Origin of the sequence: Ruegeria haliotis (assembly GCF_013377785.1) — a bacterium.
Taxonomy (GTDB): domain Bacteria; phylum Pseudomonadota; class Alphaproteobacteria; order Rhodobacterales; family Rhodobacteraceae; genus Ruegeria; species Ruegeria haliotis.
Genome location: NZ_JABXWT010000024.1, coordinates 22,116 through 39,594, shown reverse-complemented (window position 1 = coordinate 39,594; position 17,479 = coordinate 22,116). Strand labels below are relative to the sequence as shown.

The window sequence follows — 17,479 nt, the reverse complement described above, 5'->3', positions numbered from 1 at the left end:
ATCTGTAAAATCTGGACTTCTGAGCCAGATCGATTCATCCTAAATCCGATCCACCAGATGCCGGGACTGAACACCTAAGCCGGGTCCTGTAGCGTAGTGGTCTTTACGACCTCATCCACAAACCAGCGAATGGCCGGATTGAATTGCCCCCGCTCATGCCAGAGCAGGTAGTAAGGAAATTCCGCCCCTGACCTGAAGGGAACCGACACGGTGCTGGAGAATGAGGAGAGTTGCGTACCCAAGTGCGACGGAGCGGCAGCAACCGTATCACTATTTGCGACGTGGAAAGGCATTGAGGTGAAGAAAGGTACGGACAACATTGCCGGGTCGCCATCGCTGGTCGCGCGCATGACGGTATCCGCTCGCAATCGATCAACCGTCGGATAGCTGAATTCGATTTGTCGGTACGGTGTGATATCCGGTGGTTCCAGAAAGCCCTTCTGCGCAGCAAGCTCGTGCAACGGATGGCCTTCGCGCATGAGAAGGACGTAGCTGTCAGTAAAGAGTTTTTTGACAATCAGGTCACCCTTCACTTTGAGCCCGGCGTAAAAGACAAAATCAATTTCACCGTCCTGAATTGCCGAAAAACTGTCTGGTACCAATGGTGTTACATCCACTCTAACATGAGGTGCAACCGTCGCCAGCCGATCGACAAGCGGCCCAATGATGCAGGCGGCAGCATAGTCGGTACCAGCGATCCTAAAACGCCGACTTGATTGGGAAGGATCAAACCGCGGTGGCAGAAATACTGCTTCGACTGAGTGGATTGCCTCGAGCACTGGTTCCTGAAGCGACAGGGCGTGATCCGTCAGCTGATACCCTGCCTGAGTTCGGATTAACAATGGATCGCCAGTCAGATCCCGAATGCGTGCAAGAATACGACTTGCCGCGGGTTGACTGATCTCAAGCAGTTCAGCAGTTCGGGTCACGCTGCCAGTCTGCAACAGGATTCGAAGAAATCGCAAAACGCGAAAATCCATCGAAGTCAATTCATCATTCTGTTTTTGCATGACCAGCATGCTATTTGCGTCATTTTGATTATGTCAAGCTACGTACATTTAGATCTCATCGAAATTGAACACAAAGAGGAACCCCCATGAGATTTGTCCAGTTGACTTTCACAGCCGGAAGCGTCGTTTTTGTAGCCGCCATGGTGCATGCCGATGTATCGACCGAAACGCACGACCTGAACCAAGACGGAGTCGTGACGTTTGAAGAAATGCTTGAGTATCACCCTGCGGGAATTGAGCGGACCCAAGCGTTTATTGATCGTCACAGAATTATTTTCGATGGCGCAGACACGAACGGTGACGGCGTCGTCGACGCGAGCGAAAACCAAGGTGGCGGTGCTGGAAAAACGAAGATCAAGGGTGCCAAGAAATCTTGATGTACCAAGCCTTCAGCACCGAGGCTGATAGAATAAACGATGAATTCCAGCCTCAGCAATGCACGTAATCCCCTGAGATTGAGGGAGAAGTAAATATGCAAATAACCCGCCGAAATTTAGCTGGGCAGATGGCACTCTGGGGTGCAGCAGCTGCGATACCAGCAACCGTACCAAAGTACGCCGCAGCACAAACGAGAGCTTCTGGCATGTACGAAGTACGCGATGTGACCTTCCCCTGTGGCCCAGAGACGCTTGCAGGCAAACTCTTCCTGCCTGTAGGCGAGGGTTTGCATCCTGCGGTGACGATCATGGGGCCCGTGGCATTTGTAAAAGAGCAATCACCAATTCAATACGCCACAAGGCTGGTGCAACAGGGCCTTGCGGTCTTGATCTTTGACCCGCGCAATCACGGCGCCAGTTCGGGTGAGCCGCGCCGGTTTGAATCCGGTGAGGCAAAGATCGAAGATCTTCGCGCGGCGGTCGATTTCCTTACTGAACAGGGTGGGATTGACCAAAGCCAACTCCATCTCCTTGGTATTTGTCAGGGCGTGAATTGGGCGATAGAAGCTGCGGCGCAGGACGAGCGGATCGCATCGCTTGGAATTGTGGCCGGGCACTACCTAACCCCCGATACCGCGATCATGTATCTCGGCGATGCTAAGTCGGTCGAGGCGCGCATGAACCGGTCAGCAGCGGCGGCCGCGAAGTTCTCTGAGACCGGTACTGTCGACTATATTCCAATTGTCGGTTCCCCCGAAGCCCTGTTGACAGCTACGGCCGTCGCAGAGTGGTATCTGCCATGGGACAACGAAGCGCCGTGGTTTCTCCATCGCGGTGGTTGGGAAAACCGGATTACAGCAATGAGCGAAGCGGGAATTTGGGGCTGGCAGATCAGCGACGCGGCATCGCGCCTCTTATTGCCGGTTCTCATGGTCCACGGTGACAAAGCCGCCAGCGGCCCGGATATTCCGAAGCGAATCTATCAACAGATCCCTTCGGCCCATAAAACGCTTCACTGGATCGACGGTGCCAATCAGCTTCAATTCTATGAGGACCCGCTGACCATCGACCGTGTCATTGCGGCTCTTGGCCCGTATTTCCGGGGTGAGCAGATCAGCCTTTAACGCTGTTGCGATACGCGGTGATCACGAGCCATCCACAAGTTCTGGTTCGTGATCATCCGTTGTGGAGCAATGTAGCATGGCCTCGACGGCAGGCCGTTTCAAAGAGAGTTTTGACAATGACAAAATGCTTGAGCGCCTTGTTAACCTTGACGATTGTTCAACCTGTTGCCGCGGAAGAGATCCTGGTCAGTGGCCTGCCGTCCTTCACCGAAGCAATCCTGCCTTTAGGGGCAGATGTCTATGCGATTTCTATCGGACCTGGCGGACCTGGTGAAGAATTTGGATCCCAAGCCACCAATGGTGGACTATATATACTCGGACTGAGTGGCGCACATGAGAGCATCACTCTGTCCGACGGCGAAGGTCTCCGCAACCCGACCGGGTTGGTTGAATTTGGCGATCAAATCGTTCTTGTGGATGGCAATCAAGTCATCTCTCTTTCCCATGAAGGCGAGGTCAATTGGCGCAGGAGCCACGACGAAGAAGGTGTCTTCTTCTACGATATCGAAGTGCTGAACGATGCCACTTTGCTTGTCAGCGATTTTGGGCGTGGAGGATTTGTCACTGTGTCGGCAAACACCGGTGATATTCAACCAGCTCTGGATGATGTTCAGATCAATGGTCTTGCCAGGTTCGAGATTACTGACGACCATATCTATGCGGTGTCATGGGGTGCTGATGACGCTTGGGATAGCGCTGTTTATCGTATCTCAGAATTGGATGAGGCCGGTGTGTCAGAAAAGCTGGCAGATGGATTTGGAAATCTTGAATCCATTGAGGTTGTAAATGGAACGGTGGTTGTCGGCGGCTACCGCGGGCATCAGGCTCACCAGGCGTTCAAGCTGATGCAGTTGGATACGGAAGGCGGTGTACATTCGCTCGGCGCAGGATCAGATACCCGCGGCGTTTCAGATATCTACTCCGACGGTCATTCCGTTTGGTTGAACTTCTTCTACGATGGGGCTTATGCCAAGATACCTGCAAAGCATTTTTTTGCTGGCGGCTAACGCGGTTTGAACAGAAAGGTGACGACACCCAATAGACTGTTCGCAGCCCCAAGCCAGCTTCAATCCTAATCGGTGTAACTTGATTGGTAACAATTGATTAAATGACAATGTATTTGCGGAGCTCCTCAAGATAGCGCAAAAAACCCAAAAGGAGTGATCAATTGACTGACGTACTTGTTTCTGGTGCCGGGCCCAGCGGGTTGGTGCTGGCGATTGAACTGGCGCGCCGTGGCATTGATCTGCGCATAATCGATCGCGATACATCCGCACCGACTACGCCGCGCGCATTTGTAGTGAAGCCGTCAACGTTTTATGCGGCGGAGCAGTTGGGTGTCCTTGATCAGATATTCGAGCAAGGTGTTCCGGTTCAGTCTATGGAGCAATCCTTTGAAGGCAGAATTGCAGCGCTTGCTATATCATCTGATGAGCGCTGGCCATGGCACCTCAATCTCGGCGAAGATGATCTGATCCCTATTCTGATTGCGCGGCTGGAGAGCCTGGGCGTGCTTATCGAGCGCGGCTTGGAGCTTGTACGCTATGAACAGAGTGCGAAAGGAGTCATCTCTGTCTTGAAAAACCGAGCCGGCGGGGAAGAGAGGGTCGAAACCTCTTGGCTGATTGGTTGTGATGGCGTGCACAGCACAATACGGCAAGCTGCTGGGATTGGGTTTGAAGGCCACGATAGTGACCTTCACTGGCATGTGTTGGATGCGCAAATCGAAGGTTGGCCATACAAAGCAAACCACGGGATGTTGTATCTGGATCATCTTGTGGTCGCAATTTATCAGACAAGATCGGCGTTCAGAATATATTCTCTTTCGTTGAACCACTGTGATGACAGTTGGACTTCGTTACATGATATTCTGCGCGATGTCGCGCCAAGCGTACGTCTCGGCCCACCGATTTCAGATGTCAGCTTTCAATGTTCGGCACGATTGGCTTCTGATTACCGAGTTGGAAGGGTGCTAATCTGCGGGGATGCATGTCATGCCATGTCAGCAGGAAGTGCTGCGGGAATGAACACCGGAATACAGGACGCAATGAATTTGGGTTGGAAATTAGCCTCAGTCGTATCTGGGCAAGCCGATGATGCTCTTTTAGACACCTATGAAAGTGAACGCCGCCCTGCGGGTCGCGCTATGATTGATGTTGGTCAAAAAAACGACGACCTCTGGTCGACCAGCGATCCAGTTGAAAGAAGCAAGGCAATTCGACGGTTTTCAGTGAATTTTTGGGCCTATCTGAAAAACGGTGGAAATGGGTATGAACCAGTGATGGGGAACTATGCAGCCAGCAGCATTTCTGTTGGAGAGCAGCCTTCGATTGGGCCCGGCCCCGGAACTCATGTGCCGGGTGACATACGCCTGTATAAAGCAAACGGCGCTGCAGTTTTTCTCACAGGTGCGTTGTCGTCACCGTACAACACAGTTCTTCTTCTGATCAGTGATGGTGGATTGGAGGCTGAGCAACTTGTGAAAGCAGCAATTAACCTTGTCAAAGTGAGTAATAGAGCACTTGATCTGGCCGTAGTCGCTCGTAGCACTGAAGGTGCAGCCGCGCGCAGAGTACTTGATTTCGATGAGAATTCGCTCCTGATCGATCCAGAGCTGAATTGTCACAATCGGTTAGGTATTGCTGTGCGCTCGGCTTTATGGATCAGACCGGATGGTCGCATTGGCAGTCGAAACGATGAAGTAGACGATATCACGCTGCTAACAAATCAATTGGACGCTGCATTTCCCGGCTTGCTACAATCACCAGCTCTCTCATGACAGTTTAAAAAGGTAAACGTCCGCTTTCGGGAAGCCGCACTGCAGCGTCAGTGATCGCGTTCAGCGTCCGGTATGGGCCGGGTCTTCACATCATCAACGCCTTGCTGACCTACACTCGCTTATCATCCGACGAAATTAAAGTGATCCCCTTGCCCGGTTTTGCTAGTGGATTGGGGTAGCCATGTCGTTGACGTGGCTTCGCGTTTCTTTCTAGGCCACGGCGTCGTGGGGCACTTCCCACGGAGCGACCCAATCGCCTTCGATCTGCAGCGTGACGCCAGCGTCTTCCTCGATCAACTTGCAGACGGTCATCTCGCCGGCATCCACGCCATAGCGTTCACCCGCTTCCTTGAACCGGTCGTGGCAAGCATCGGTCAACTCGGAGCGGGTGCCGGTGGCGTCCATCAGCTCTTTGATCAGCGCCAGATCCTTCAAGCAGAGTTTCAACGGGAAGGACGGATCATAATGGCCTGCAAAGATCGACGGCACATCGTGCTGCATGACAAAGCTGTCGGCCGCGCCACCTTTCATCACGTCCCACCAGACATCGGGGTCGATCCCGGCCAGCTTGGCGGTCACCATGGCTTCACCAATGGCAGTGGCATGGATCTTCCAAAGCTGGTTGTTGACCAACTTGGCGACGTAACCGTTGCCATATTGACCGACCTTTCGGACTTCGCCCATGGCTTCAATCACCGGGCGGGCCTCTTCGACATGAGCGTCTTCACCGCCGACAAACATGGGCATGTCACCACGAATGGCCGCGTCCACAGAACCGGTCACCGGCGCATCCACGGGTTTGCCGCCCTTGGCGACGAAATCCTTAGTTAATTCGCGCATGAAACCGGGTGACGAGGTGGTCAGATCGATCCAGATCTTGCCGGCGCAGTCCCCGTGGATCATGCCGTTCTCGCCTTTCAGAACCGCCTCGCAATGCGGCGGGCCAAAGACCATTGAAACGACGCAGTCAACCTGATCGATCAAAGCTTTCGGGCTATCCGCCCAAGATGCACCCATGGCTATGTGGGGCTCGGCCGCCTCACGACGCAGATCAAAAACATAGGTTTCAAAACCCGCACGGATGATGTTCTTGGCAGCGTTACCGCCCATGGTTCCAAGACCGATGAAGCCGACTTTCATGATAGAATCCTTCCTTATGTCGGTAGCTTTCTACGGGTGCGATGTATCATCAGTAAAACAATTTTGACCAATCAATGATATTGGAATATCCAATACTTCATGTATGACATCGATACGAAACTTCTGCGGTCTTTTCTCTCAGTTGCCACTGAACGCAGCTTTTCCAACGCGGCCAGTCGCTTGGGATACTCGCAGGCGACCATGTCGCAACGCATTCGTCAGCTCGAAGGGCTGTTGGGCGTTACATTGTTTGAACGCGGCTATCACAGTGTTGTCCTCACCCCCGGCGGCACCGAGTTGTTGCCCCATGCCCAGCGAGTGGTAGACGAGCACGACAACTTCCTGAACCGGGCTCGCAAAGGGCAGGTGTCAGGCAATGTGCGATTGGGGATTGCCGAGGACTATGTTTTACCGATGTTGGCCAATCTTCTGAAGCGCGTACAGCAAATTTATCCCGGCATCGAGTTGAGCATTGTTACTGGGCTCAGTCGAAACCTGTGCCAGCAGGTTGAAGCCCGCAATCTGGATCTGGCAGTGGTGACACTACCAGAGACCAAGCCCGGGGCGCATGTGCTGGCCGAACCTGATTTGAAATGGGTAGCCGCCCCCGGCTTCAGACATGGAGAGGGAACGCCCTGGCCTATTGCCTTCTTTCCTGAAGGCTGTGCGTTCCGCGCCGCGGCCAAGAAATGTCTTGCTGAGCAAGGCATAGCGTTTCGTGAAGTTTTGGTCAGCCCCAGCGGGCAGGTTATTCAGAGCGCCGCCGCCGCTGAAACCGCTATCACCGTCATGGCATTGGGGACCATTCCCGTCGAGCTGCGCCCGCTTTCCAAGAGTTACCGGCTCCCTAACTTGCCAAGGACGTGCATTCAAATTGTAGAACGCGATAAGGGTCTGTCCAGCGCAGCCCTTCAAATCAAGGAACTGGTGATAAGCGCTTTCTGACTTGCCATTCTAACAAGCAATGCTGGCCCTGACGGTAACATCTCCATTACCCTAAGCTGGGCTGCGCTGCGACGCTTGACGATCCGATGAACAGCAGTTGAGGGCCGCCTTGATCGGGCTCGACGGCTCACGTAGGGCCGATGCTGCGCTGCCTCGAAGGTCGGCTATCCGAGCCCTTAGTGACGAATGCTGCAGTTTGAACCAACGTCTGTTTTTTCGAATACCGAACGGAATGTGCCAAAATCAGACTGAGCATTCCCAATAGTCTGTAGCGTAGTTGATTTCGAGATTTGTGCTGAAAACACTTTCGATGCCGCAAGTGCATGGTTTACGAAGTAGCAGCACGGAGATGCTTACCACCATATTACATGCATCGTGTTCGAACTTTCGCAGTCTTTGGATAATTAAGTTCAATGAGTTCGATACGGCAAGTCTGATCTATGAAGTCGATATCGGCGTTTCCACCGGGCCGTATCTGTTTGAGATACTCGCCGTCGACAGTAATTCCGACGGTAGCGTCGTTATGAGAATTCAACAAAACAAGGCGACTCACGCCGTTATTCGCAACCAAGTCATATGGCTCCCGCAAAGGCTGATTGGAAACACCTGTATATGCGCGTGGCACAAAAGGCAGGTTCCCATCTTCAGTATGCACAGCAACCGCGACCTCACCGCTCAACTGAGTCAGTGCATTTGTAATCTCGGAGATCTGGTTAACTTCGACAGACAAGCCCGATTTTGGTATTGCTTCAGCCAACTTTTCAATCGATGCAACTAGATCAGATGTGCTTTTGATTGATGTTGCATTGGATGCAAACTGCAAGGCGCCGACAATACCTGCTACGAGCCCACCGATACCTCCACAAAACGTACCGAAATTAACCAGTTTTGACATATCATTCCTACCAATGCTTCACTTCAATTATCACTGCCATATGAAATCCTAACTTGCATCACGTCCACCCCTAAGTCTGTACAAACAATCGTTGTGAGCCAACCCCTTAAAGCAGACATTGGCGCCGCCGCAGCGAAAGAACCTTTTGTCCCGCGATCCCGACCTCTACATCTTTGTGGATTTCGCTTCCGCAGCGAATGTCCGGAAAGAGGGCTGCGACCGCAGCATCCAGGTCCATGGTCGAGTGACCGAAATGGGCCGCCTTTATCTGAGCAGGACAAATTTGCCGAAAAGGTGCCGTGATCGCTCCGACGTCAGCATCGAGCTCATAGTAATCGGTGCTGCGCAGTTTGCGAACGTTAGCTTCCACGTCACGAGTCAGGTAGCGTTTGTGATTGCGGCGGCAAGTCACCGCCGCAATCGAGCGCTCAATCCAAAAGCACGACGGCCTCGACCTCGAAAAGCATCGGATCGATGGCGAGCTTTGGAACGGGGATCAGGGTTTGCGCGGGCAGTGTATCGCCAAACATCCGCACTACATTTTCGGTCAGCACACCCAGCTTCGACATATCGTGGTCGACCACGAACACGGTCAACTTCACGACGTTACGGGGAAGAGCGCTGAGCGCGTCAAGGACCGCAGCCAGATTGGCATAGGCCTGCTCAACCTGATTGCCGAACTCCGGTGATAGGTTGCCGGTTTGATCCTGTCCACCCTGTCCTGATACAAAGGCAAGCCGCCCCGCAGCAGGGGACACGACTGCCGTGCTGTAGCCGTTTGGCGTAGGATCATGCAGATGTGGTGGATTGACGATGATCGGCAATGCGGCGTTGGATGTATTCTGGTCTCGGGACGTCATGTTCATTCTCCTTGCTGAGTGGTCCGCGAGCGGTTTAGAACCCTACGGTGACAAAATTTGTCACCGAAAGTGCTATAGTGAAAAAATGAACATCCGCCTCCGACATGATGCCATCGTGCGCACCCTTCGCCGTAACGGAACCGCAACGGTCGACGAGCTGGCCAGTCAGGTCGGTGCGTCCAGACGAACGGTATTGCGCGATATCGGGGCGTTGCGTGATCAGGGCTTTGTCATCCATTCCGAATGTGGGCGTGGCGGGGGCGTGCAACTTGATCCGCAATCCGTGCAGACCACCGCCCGTCTCTCAGTCACAGAGGTGTTTGCGCTTCTCGTCAGTGTCGCAGCCATGCGTGCTGCGCGAAGCCTTCCCTTCTCCGGTCTCGCCGACGCGGGGCTTGCCAAGATCGAGAAGGCCCTACCGTCGGACAAGGTGCGGGATCTGCGCAGGTTCCTTGACTGTCTACATGTCGGTCAGCTGTCACCCAAACAAGACATCTCGGACATGGGCACGATTGACCTCGCGCTTTTGCCTGCCTTCGAGACCGCGTTTTTGCAAAGGCAAAACCTGCGCTTCGGCTACCGGGACGCCAAGGGCGCGGAAACAAGCCGCGAAGTCGAACCGCAAGCTATGCTCATCCTGCCGCCGCTCTGGTATCTCGTAGCCTGGGATTCCAGCCGTGAGGATTTCCGGCATTTTCGCATGGATCGGATCAGCCGCCCCAAGATCGTCGAGGGAACATCGTTCCGGAGACGGCATGTTCCGTTCGAGGACGATGTCTGTCCTTTCAACGAATTACCGCACTGAACACCAGGAACGTGCGAAGTCCGGGCGGCAGTGGTCCCAGTATCTTGAAGCGTTAGCAGCCCAAAGAAGGTGGGTCAGGTCCGCGCTCAATTCCTTCACCCTTTGTCGGGGTTCTTTTTGGAGCGTTTCGCATCGGCCTGCTTCTTCGTCAGCGCAACGCGGATGATGCGCTGAAACCGAGGGCATTCCAAATGGTTTTCGGCGGTGCAATTCATGACATGGCGAAGGCCATCCCGTAAGGCCGTCAGCTCCTTGATCCTCACGTCAATTGCATCGGCCCTTGCCGCCAGAACCGTACGATCCAGTTCGGGCCTGCCTTCTGAACCTATCGTCTCTTTGATCTCGCCGAGTGAAAACCCGGCGGTTTGCGCCAGAGAAATGAGGGAAATCCGCGTCTTCACCTCATCTTCATAGAGACGCTTCAACCCCCTTCGGCCCACCGACCGGATCAGGCCAATCTCTTCATAGTAGCGGAGTTTTGACGGTGAAAATCCGCTTGCGCGAGAAAGTTCAGAAATGTCGAACATCGTCTTGACCTCAAGTGGGCTTGAAGTTGCATGTTGCCCCTCCACTGCAAAACATCAACAGAAACTAAGGTCGATACCTCCATGACAACAGAAATTTTCTTTAGCGCTGTTCTGATCGGCATAGGCGCGACGGCCTTCATGGATATGATCGCCCTTTCCCAGAAGCTGATCTTCTCTCAGCAATCGCTCAACTACGCGATGGTGGGCCGTTGGCTCGGCAATGTCGCGCAGGGGCGGTTTATTCATAGGCACATCATGGCCAGCGACCCTGTTCCGGCGGAGCGTTTGTTGGGCTGGAGCGCACATTATCTGACGGGCGTCGTGTTTGCGCTGGGTTTTTTGGCCGTTGTCGGTCGGGGCTGGCTTGAAGCGCCGAGCCTGCTGCCTGCGATTGCATTTGGAGTTCTTACAGTGCTCGCGCCTTTTCTGATCCTTCAGCCGGGCATGGGAGCGGGGCTGGCGGCACGGTTGACGCCCGACCCACGAGCTGCGCGGCTCAAGAGCGTCTTTGCACATCTCAGTTTTGGAATTGGGCTTTGGATCGCGGCAAACTGCATGTCCATTTCATTCTAACATTTCGCGAAGAGCGTACCGAAAGCAGACAAAAGCGTTACGAGGCGCTTATGACTGCCTTGTTGCGCGATCTATGATTTCGCATGGCGAACGGTCTTGTGAGCGCAGCGAAAGGCCGGTTTAGTGAAGCTGCTGTACGGCGGCGCTTACGATGAATGTCTCTTATGGGCCGCATCTATCAGAAAAACAGCATTTAGTTTGAGCGCCTAACGCATTGGGTTCAGGTCCTGGTGCTGAATGATATGCGTACTGCCGCAGTTATTCAGCCCTCGATAGATGGCATCGACAACAACTCGCGCACTCTCTGTTATGGCATGCCGATGAGGATACACAAGAAAGATATCTTTTGGTTCAATTGTGTAGTCCATCAGCATGGTTTCCAATGACCCGTTCTCAACGAAGTCATTCGCCAGAACGCGTGGCAGTCGAGCATATCCCAAACCGTCCACCAACGCGTTCATCAGATGCGAAGGAGTATCTACGATCAGCTTGGTTACCAATTCTATCTCTGCCTCCAGACCGTTTTTGCGCACGGTATGAAAGCCATAAACGCGATGATCGGCGTATTGAATAAATGCGTGTTGGCCCATCTCAGAGTGATGCTCAGGACGTCCAAACCGATCCAAATATGACGGTGCCGCTACCAGCACAGTTTCAAACTGACCAATCTTGCGTACAATCGCATCGGCGGGACCGATGTCGCCAGTCCTCAGCGCCAAATCATATCCTTCTCTGACCACATCGACGAGGCGGTCTTCGACTTTGACTGTCAGCTTCATGTCTGGATAGGCTGCATGAAGCTCCTGTAAGGCATCTCCTATGGGGTTTTCCCCCATTACCTTGCTGATACTGATGCGCAATTCTCCACCAGCGGTAGTAGCCAGCGTGGAAATATCGGCGCGCATCCGCTGGTGTGTCGCGACCATGTCAGAGGCATGTCTTGCAACGATGCTACCCGCGCGTGTTGCCATTGCGCCGGATGTTGTGCGCTGCAGCAGCGGGGTGCCGAAATCCGCTTCGAGAGCGGCCATTTGTTGGCTTATCGCTGGTTGGCTGACATTACGGGCTCGCGCCGCAGCGCTCAAAGAGCCTTGATCCAAGACTTCAAGGAAGCTTTCCAGATATCCCAAGCGATCCATTTTACCCTCAAAGTATTGCTTATGCCTATCATAAGGTGCGGCACACTGGTTTCCAATATTTCGGGCGAATATATCTGAAATCAGATCAAAGTGACAACAACAACTATAGGAAACACTTATGAAGTTCACTCGTAGAAATCTCTTAGCAATGGCCGGTACGACCGCAGTGGCATCGCCATTTTTGGCAAAACCAACATTGCTACAGGCCGCTGACGTCGGTGTCGTGGCTGGGAGTTTGCCGTCCTATTCAAAGCGGCGTGTCGGCGATGTGGAAGTTTTTGTTCTGCTTGATGGCACAATCGATGTCGGACCAGATTTGATTGTCGGGTTTGATCAGGATGCTGCTGATCAAGCGCTAAAACGCCAGCATTTGCCACCATTCGACGGGACGCGGCCCCTACCTGTTCTGGGCCATGTCATCGACACTGGTAGCAAAAAAATTGCCATCGACACCGGCACGTTTCCTGGGTTCTCGCCAAAAACTGGTGGGTATCATGAAGCCTTAAACCTGGCGGGCATCGACCCGTCTGACATCGATACTGTTTTGATAACCCACCTGCACCCTGATCATGTTGGTGGCCTGACGGTCGACAATGAGCGCTTGTTCCCCAATGCAGAAATTCTTGTGAGCAAGACCGAGTGGGATTTTTGGTACGGGGCGGCAGCGGATGCGCTGCCAGAACAAGTTCAACCGTTTGTGAAAATTGCGCGCAACACGACCTCGCCCTACTTGGAACAAGTGGTTCTCTTTGAACATGAAGAGGAAGTGCTGCCTGGGATCCAAGCTGTTTCAATGCCAGGCCACACACCGGGCCATGCTGGTTTTCAATTGCACAGCGGTAGCGACAACCTGCTATTTTGGGGCGATTTGATTCATCTTCCAAGGTTGCAATTTGACAATCCCGACTGGCTTGTCGCCTTTGATATGGATCCTGCTCAAACTGCTTCTACACGTGCGACAATGCTGGATAGAGCCGCGGCAGATGGCTTGCAGGTTACCGGAGCACATCTCGAATTCCCCGGATTTGGCTATGTCGACAAATTAGCTGGAAGATATGAATTTGTGCCATCAGCTTACGACTATTCATAAGAATTTGTCCGCCACTTTGACAATTCAAGGTGGTGGACGAAAGAAGTCGTGGGTTTAAAAATGAACGGCAGCAATGCGAAAGCTGCGCCGCAGCGTTGAAGGTGACGGCCAACGTCAGGAATGGGCCGATCCGTGTGATCAGTTATTGGCGGGGCAGGGAGCCTTTTGCAACGGCACCGAGGTCCGTTGTGAGCCCAAGCTACCTCTCAGGCTCCTTGCTGATCACGGTCGTCACAGTTCGAGTTGAGCGACTTTGAGTGAGGGCTATCGCACCCAAAACCAGCGCGCAGGCCAGCGCCTGTGCACCCGTGATTACTTCACCGAATGCAAGAACGCCAACAGCAAACATCGTGGGGAGTTCAATACTTCCGACAACAGCAGTGCGCGCCGCGCCAATAATAGGCGAACAGATCGTGTAAATCAGTTGCGGAATAAGCGCCGTCACAAGGCCAAATCCGACAACTAGAAACCAGTCGTCCCCACTTTCTGGTAGGATTTCGCCGACCTCGGATGAAAGAATGAGAGGGGCAAGGCCAATGACCGACCCAAGCGAGACTGACGCCATTCTGGCTAAAGGCGCAATACGTGACAGGCGGTGCACGAGAACACATATGCCAAAGCCAAAACCGAAAGGTGCCGCTAATGAGACGAGAAGGAGAGGAATTTGGTCCGGCGGCACAGATGCCGGAGAACCTGCGAATATCGCAGCAACAACGATCAATCCGGCCGCAATAAGGCTACGCCGCGTTGGTTGATCACCAAAAAGCGCCCATGCGATAGCAATCGTAAACACCGGATAGGTCAGAGAACGCCAACCGTCGATGCAGGAACAGTCTCCAGCGCAGTAACATAGCCGACCCAGCCAAGGCCCATCACTGCACCTGCAACCATACCCCATACGATTTCCCGCCACTTTGAGTGATGCATTACCAGTGCGGGCAAAAGGACAACCGCTGCCAAGATGTACCGATAAAAGGCAACCGCATAGGGAGCGAGGCCCTGATCGGTGAGCCCACGGCTAAAGTAGGGTACAAGGCCAAAACAGATGGATGCAAAAAACACACCAACGACCGCAAGGGCATAGGGTATGGCGTTCCGCTTGGCTGAGGTTAGTTGGTTCATTGCTGACAACTAACACGCTAAATTGCGGTTGACATCGTCAAGACAAATGAACGGTAAATTTGTTCCGCAATCTGTTAGTTAGGCTGACTTCAATTTTGGCTCCTGCAGCGAACGGCGGCTATGCGGGCTGCGACCGCAGAAACTTGATGGTCGGGTGAACGGCAGGAATGGGCCGTCAACTAACCAAATCTGCTGATCGCGAGCATTCTGGCGGCCAGCTCTAAAGCAGAGTCGAATTTCAGGATCGAAACTCTGCCCAAGGCTTGCTCAACCGGCTTTCGTTTGAATCCAGATTGTCTTGGTTTGCAGGTATTGTTCCAATGCTTCGGTTCCGTTGTCTCGCGCTAGCGATCCTGATTGTTTATAACCTCCAAACGGAGTCTTGATATCACCCTCGGAATATCCGTTGACAGAAACTGTACCACACGGCAGCGACCGCGCCATGTGAATGGCTTGGTCGATATCCTGGGTGAATACGGTGGCGTGCAGGCCATAGTCGGTGTCACAGGCAACGGTTAGCGCCTCTTCGGCAGAGTTCACCGACATTATGCCAAGAACAGGCCCAAAAATTTCTTCGCGCGCGATTTTCATCTCTGGCGTCACGTTCTGAAACACGGTGGGTTCGATAAAATGACCTGGAAGTTCGCTATTGCCGCCCATAATCTTGCTTGCACCATCTTCGAGACCACTTTGGATATAGCGCATGACCAATTCCTTGTGGTCCCTGGTGATCATCGAGCCAATATCGGTGGCAGGATCCAGCGGATCGCCCAGTTTGAAAGCCCTGACGCGGTCAACAATGCGCGATGAGAACTCCTCGACCAGCGGCGCAGCGATCAGTTGGCGCATGTTGGCTGAACAATTCTGCCCACCGTTCCAGAAGGCCGCCATTGCGGCATGGTCAATCAGATCGTCATCCATGACGGCGTCGCCGAGCACGATAAACGGGCTTTTGCCACCCAGTTCCAGGCCGACAACCTTGAGGTTGCTGTCCCCGGAATAGCGCATGAACATCCGGCCTACCTCGGTCGAGCCGGTGAAGGACACAGTGTCTATATCGCTGTGCAGACCTACGGCTTGACCGGCGGTTTCACCGTAACCCGGAATGACGTTGATGACCCCGGCAGGAACTCCGGCTTCGTGCATCAGTTCGGCAAGGCGTAGGGTTGACAGCGGTGTCTGTTCGGCGGGTTTGATCACTGCAGAGCACCCCGTCGCTAGAGCCGGAGCGATCTTGAAAGCGGCCATCAGCAGCGGGAAGTTCCATGGCAAAATGGCCCCGGCAACGCCGATGGGTTCCTGTATCACCAGCCCCAAGGCACCGGGACCTGTGTTGGCAACCTTGCCAAAGGTCTTGTCTGCCAACTCGGCGTACCACTGGAAGAATTTCGGGACCTCGACGCCGATCTCCTCCATGCAGTCATTGATTGTCTTGCCGGCATCAATACTTTCAAGGACCGCCAGCTCATGGGCGTGCTCGCGCACCAGTTTGGCGACCTGCAGAAGGACCTCCTTGCGCTCTTCCGGCTCCGCTCGCGACCAGGTGCCTTCATTGAACGCACGCCGTGCCGCGGCAACGGCACGGTTCACATCCGCCGCCTTGCAGTGTGCGACCTCAGCCAAGACGTCTCCCGATGCAGGGTTGGTTGTCTCGAATTTCTCGCCATCTGCAGCATCACAGAAAGCGCCGTCGATGAATGCTTGACCATTGGGTTTCAGTTTGGAGGCGATAGCCTGATAGTCGGCGTGGGAAAGGGTCATGTCTGTCTCCGTCGGATCAGCGGCGCAAACTGCGCGCGAATTTGCGAATGTCATTCAAGAGCATCTGCGGCTCTTCCATCGCCGCGAAATGGCCGCCACGCGGCATTTCGGTCCAGTGCTGAATGTTGTAGATGCGCTCCGCATAGCTGCGCGGTGGCCAACGCAGCATTTCGGCGGGAAAAACGGCACAGCCAGTTGGCACCTCGACGCGCTTGCCTTCAGGCGACAAGATGCGCCCGCCTTCCTCGCGCCGTCCGTAGTATATCCATGACGCTGTATTGAAACAGCGCGTGGTGATGTAGATCATGATGTTGGTCAGAAGTTCATCTTTTGAATGGGCGTTTTCAATGCCACCCACCGGCACATCTGACCAATCATGGAACTTCTCGATCAACCATGCGGCTATGCCCACGGGGCTGTCCATCATGGCGTAACTTAGCGTCTGCGGTCGCGTCGCCTGTTGCGTACGATATCCATTCTGCATGATCTGATCATGGTCAAATTGCGCTTCCCATGCTCTTTCTTCGGCAGTCTGAGGCCCGTCCGGGTGCCGCATGGTCAGAACGTTGACATGGATCGCAGAACAGGCGGGGGCATGGTCGTAGCCCAGCCATGAACAGACCGCTCCCCCCCAGTCGCCGCCCTGCGCCAGATAGCCACTAAAACCCAATTTTTCTGTCATCAGGGAGTTGATGACATGTGCCATCTTGCGCGGCCCGTAGGGGCGGGGCGGGCGACCCGAGAACGCGAATCCCGGCAGCGAGGGGGCGATGACGGTAAAGGCATCGGAGGTATCGCCGCCAAAGCGTTCGGGATGGGCCAGCGGCTCGATGATTTCGAAGAACTCGGCTACAGAACCCGGCCAGCCGTGACTGATCATCAGCGGCATCGGGTTTTTGCCGCTCCCGGATTCATAGATAAAGTGCATGTCGATCCCGTCGACCGGGGTGCGGAAGTTGGAAAACTCGTTGATGCGCGCCTCTTGAACACGCCAGTCGAACCCATCTACCCAGTAGGCACAGAGCTTTTTCAGGTAGTCCATGTTGGTGCCGTAGCCCCAACCGCCGTCATCGGGCATCTCGTGCCAAGGGTAGTTGGCAACGCGGGCCAATATGTCATTCAGTACCGCATCGGGCACCTGAAAATGAAATGGCGTCACATTCGGATTGGAGGTTAATTGATCTTTCAAAGGTCGGGTCCCCTGATCTCACAGACATCATCCCACACCTCTCGCAAGGGGGGGCGTGAAACTCAGATAACTTGAGAAATCGACGGATCGCGAGGGACAGAGCGCGCATTTCACAGGGACAGATGGTGGCTTGCATCCCAAGG

The 17,479-nt window shown here is 54.0% G+C and carries 18 protein-coding genes; 8 read left to right on the top strand and 10 right to left on the bottom strand.

The window, feature by feature from the left end:
• Positions 1-74: 74 nt before the first annotated feature.
• Entirely contained in the window at positions 75-1,010 is a 936-nt protein-coding gene (locus HW561_RS21665) for a LysR family transcriptional regulator (protein WP_176867436.1), read from the bottom strand.
• Between the two features lie 86 nt (positions 1,011-1,096).
• On the opposite strand from HW561_RS21665, the gene HW561_RS21660 reads away from it, so the two are divergent.
• The 4 genes from HW561_RS21660 to HW561_RS21645 all read left to right on the top strand — a co-directional run bounded on the left by HW561_RS21660 (position 1,097) and on the right by HW561_RS21645 (position 5,290).
• Complete coding sequence (locus HW561_RS21660; protein ID WP_176867435.1) at positions 1,097-1,387, top strand: EF-hand domain-containing protein; 291 nt, start codon at positions 1,097-1,099, stop codon at positions 1,385-1,387.
• Positions 1,388-1,593: 206 nt separating this feature from the next.
• Positions 1,594-2,511 carry an alpha/beta hydrolase gene (locus tag HW561_RS21655; RefSeq protein ID WP_176867434.1) on the top strand — a complete coding sequence of 306 codons (918 nt, stop codon included), beginning with the start codon at positions 1,594-1,596 and terminating at the stop codon, positions 2,509-2,511.
• Between the two features lie 17 nt (positions 2,512-2,528).
• Positions 2,529-3,518, top strand: coding sequence for a hypothetical protein (locus tag HW561_RS21650; protein WP_176867433.1), 990 nt, complete (start codon positions 2,529-2,531; stop codon positions 3,516-3,518).
• 161 nt (positions 3,519-3,679) lie between these two features.
• The gene (locus HW561_RS21645) at positions 3,680-5,290 is read left to right on the top strand and encodes an FAD-dependent monooxygenase (protein WP_176867432.1); all 1,611 of its coding nucleotides are present in this window, start codon (positions 3,680-3,682) and stop codon (positions 5,288-5,290) included.
• A gap of 210 nt (positions 5,291-5,500) precedes the next feature.
• Here the strand turns inward: HW561_RS21645 and HW561_RS21640 are convergent, their stop codons facing one another.
• Positions 5,501-6,430 carry an NAD(P)-dependent oxidoreductase gene (locus HW561_RS21640; protein ID WP_176867431.1) on the bottom strand — a complete coding sequence of 310 codons (930 nt, stop codon included), beginning with the start codon at positions 6,428-6,430 and terminating at the stop codon, positions 5,501-5,503.
• 99 nt (positions 6,431-6,529) lie between these two features.
• Here HW561_RS21640 and HW561_RS21635 point away from each other — a divergent pair, with 99 nt between their 5' ends.
• Positions 6,530-7,375 (top strand): LysR family transcriptional regulator, encoded by an 846-nt coding sequence (locus tag HW561_RS21635; protein ID WP_176867430.1) that lies wholly within the window; start codon positions 6,530-6,532, stop codon positions 7,373-7,375.
• Between the two features lie 364 nt (positions 7,376-7,739).
• On the opposite strand, the gene HW561_RS21630 is transcribed toward HW561_RS21635, so the two are convergent.
• Together HW561_RS21630 and HW561_RS21625 are read right to left on the bottom strand one after the other, a co-directional pair.
• Positions 7,740-8,270, bottom strand: coding sequence for a hypothetical protein (locus tag HW561_RS21630; protein WP_176867429.1), 531 nt, complete (start codon positions 8,268-8,270; stop codon positions 7,740-7,742).
• 428 nt (positions 8,271-8,698) lie between these two features.
• Positions 8,699-9,130: a RidA family protein gene (locus tag HW561_RS21625; protein WP_176867428.1), complete on the bottom strand. Its 432-nt coding sequence runs from the start codon at positions 9,128-9,130 to the stop codon at positions 8,699-8,701.
• An 85-nt stretch (positions 9,131-9,215) separates the two neighbouring features.
• Between HW561_RS21625 and HW561_RS21620 the strand changes: the two genes are divergently transcribed.
• The gene (locus HW561_RS21620) at positions 9,216-9,935 is read left to right on the top strand and encodes a helix-turn-helix transcriptional regulator (protein WP_176867427.1); all 720 of its coding nucleotides are present in this window, start codon (positions 9,216-9,218) and stop codon (positions 9,933-9,935) included.
• A gap of 95 nt (positions 9,936-10,030) precedes the next feature.
• On the opposite strand, the gene HW561_RS21615 is transcribed toward HW561_RS21620, so the two are convergent.
• Positions 10,031-10,462 carry a helix-turn-helix domain-containing protein gene (locus HW561_RS21615; RefSeq protein ID WP_176867426.1) on the bottom strand — a complete coding sequence of 144 codons (432 nt, stop codon included), beginning with the start codon at positions 10,460-10,462 and terminating at the stop codon, positions 10,031-10,033.
• A gap of 81 nt (positions 10,463-10,543) precedes the next feature.
• Between HW561_RS21615 and HW561_RS21610 the strand changes: the two genes are divergently transcribed.
• Complete coding sequence (locus tag HW561_RS21610) at positions 10,544-11,035, top strand: DUF2938 domain-containing protein (RefSeq protein ID WP_176867425.1); 492 nt, start codon at positions 10,544-10,546, stop codon at positions 11,033-11,035.
• Positions 11,036-11,241: 206 nt separating this feature from the next.
• Here HW561_RS21610 and HW561_RS21605 read toward each other — a convergent pair whose 3' ends face one another.
• Complete coding sequence (locus tag HW561_RS21605; RefSeq protein ID WP_176867424.1) at positions 11,242-12,174, bottom strand: LysR family transcriptional regulator; 933 nt, start codon at positions 12,172-12,174, stop codon at positions 11,242-11,244.
• A 118-nt stretch (positions 12,175-12,292) separates the two neighbouring features.
• Here HW561_RS21605 and HW561_RS21600 point away from each other — a divergent pair, with 118 nt between their 5' ends.
• Positions 12,293-13,264, top strand: a complete 972-nt coding sequence (locus tag HW561_RS21600; RefSeq protein WP_176867423.1) for an MBL fold metallo-hydrolase — start codon at positions 12,293-12,295, stop codon at positions 13,262-13,264.
• A 199-nt stretch (positions 13,265-13,463) separates the two neighbouring features.
• On the opposite strand, the gene HW561_RS24090 is transcribed toward HW561_RS21600, so the two are convergent.
• The 4 genes from HW561_RS24090 to HW561_RS21585 form a co-directional block, all read right to left on the bottom strand.
• On the bottom strand, positions 13,464-14,057 hold the full coding sequence (locus HW561_RS24090; RefSeq protein ID WP_235963030.1) for a DMT family transporter: 594 nt from the start codon (positions 14,055-14,057) through the stop codon (positions 13,464-13,466).
• 8 nt (positions 14,058-14,065) lie between these two features.
• Positions 14,066-14,386, bottom strand: coding sequence for an EamA family transporter (locus HW561_RS24085; protein WP_235963029.1), 321 nt, complete (start codon positions 14,384-14,386; stop codon positions 14,066-14,068).
• A gap of 267 nt (positions 14,387-14,653) precedes the next feature.
• Positions 14,654-16,147, bottom strand: a complete 1,494-nt coding sequence (locus HW561_RS21590; RefSeq protein ID WP_176867422.1) for an aldehyde dehydrogenase — start codon at positions 16,145-16,147, stop codon at positions 14,654-14,656.
• 16 nt (positions 16,148-16,163) lie between these two features.
• On the bottom strand, positions 16,164-17,336 hold the full coding sequence (locus tag HW561_RS21585; RefSeq protein WP_176867421.1) for an epoxide hydrolase family protein: 1,173 nt from the start codon (positions 17,334-17,336) through the stop codon (positions 16,164-16,166).
• Between the last annotated feature and the right edge of the window lie 143 nt (positions 17,337-17,479).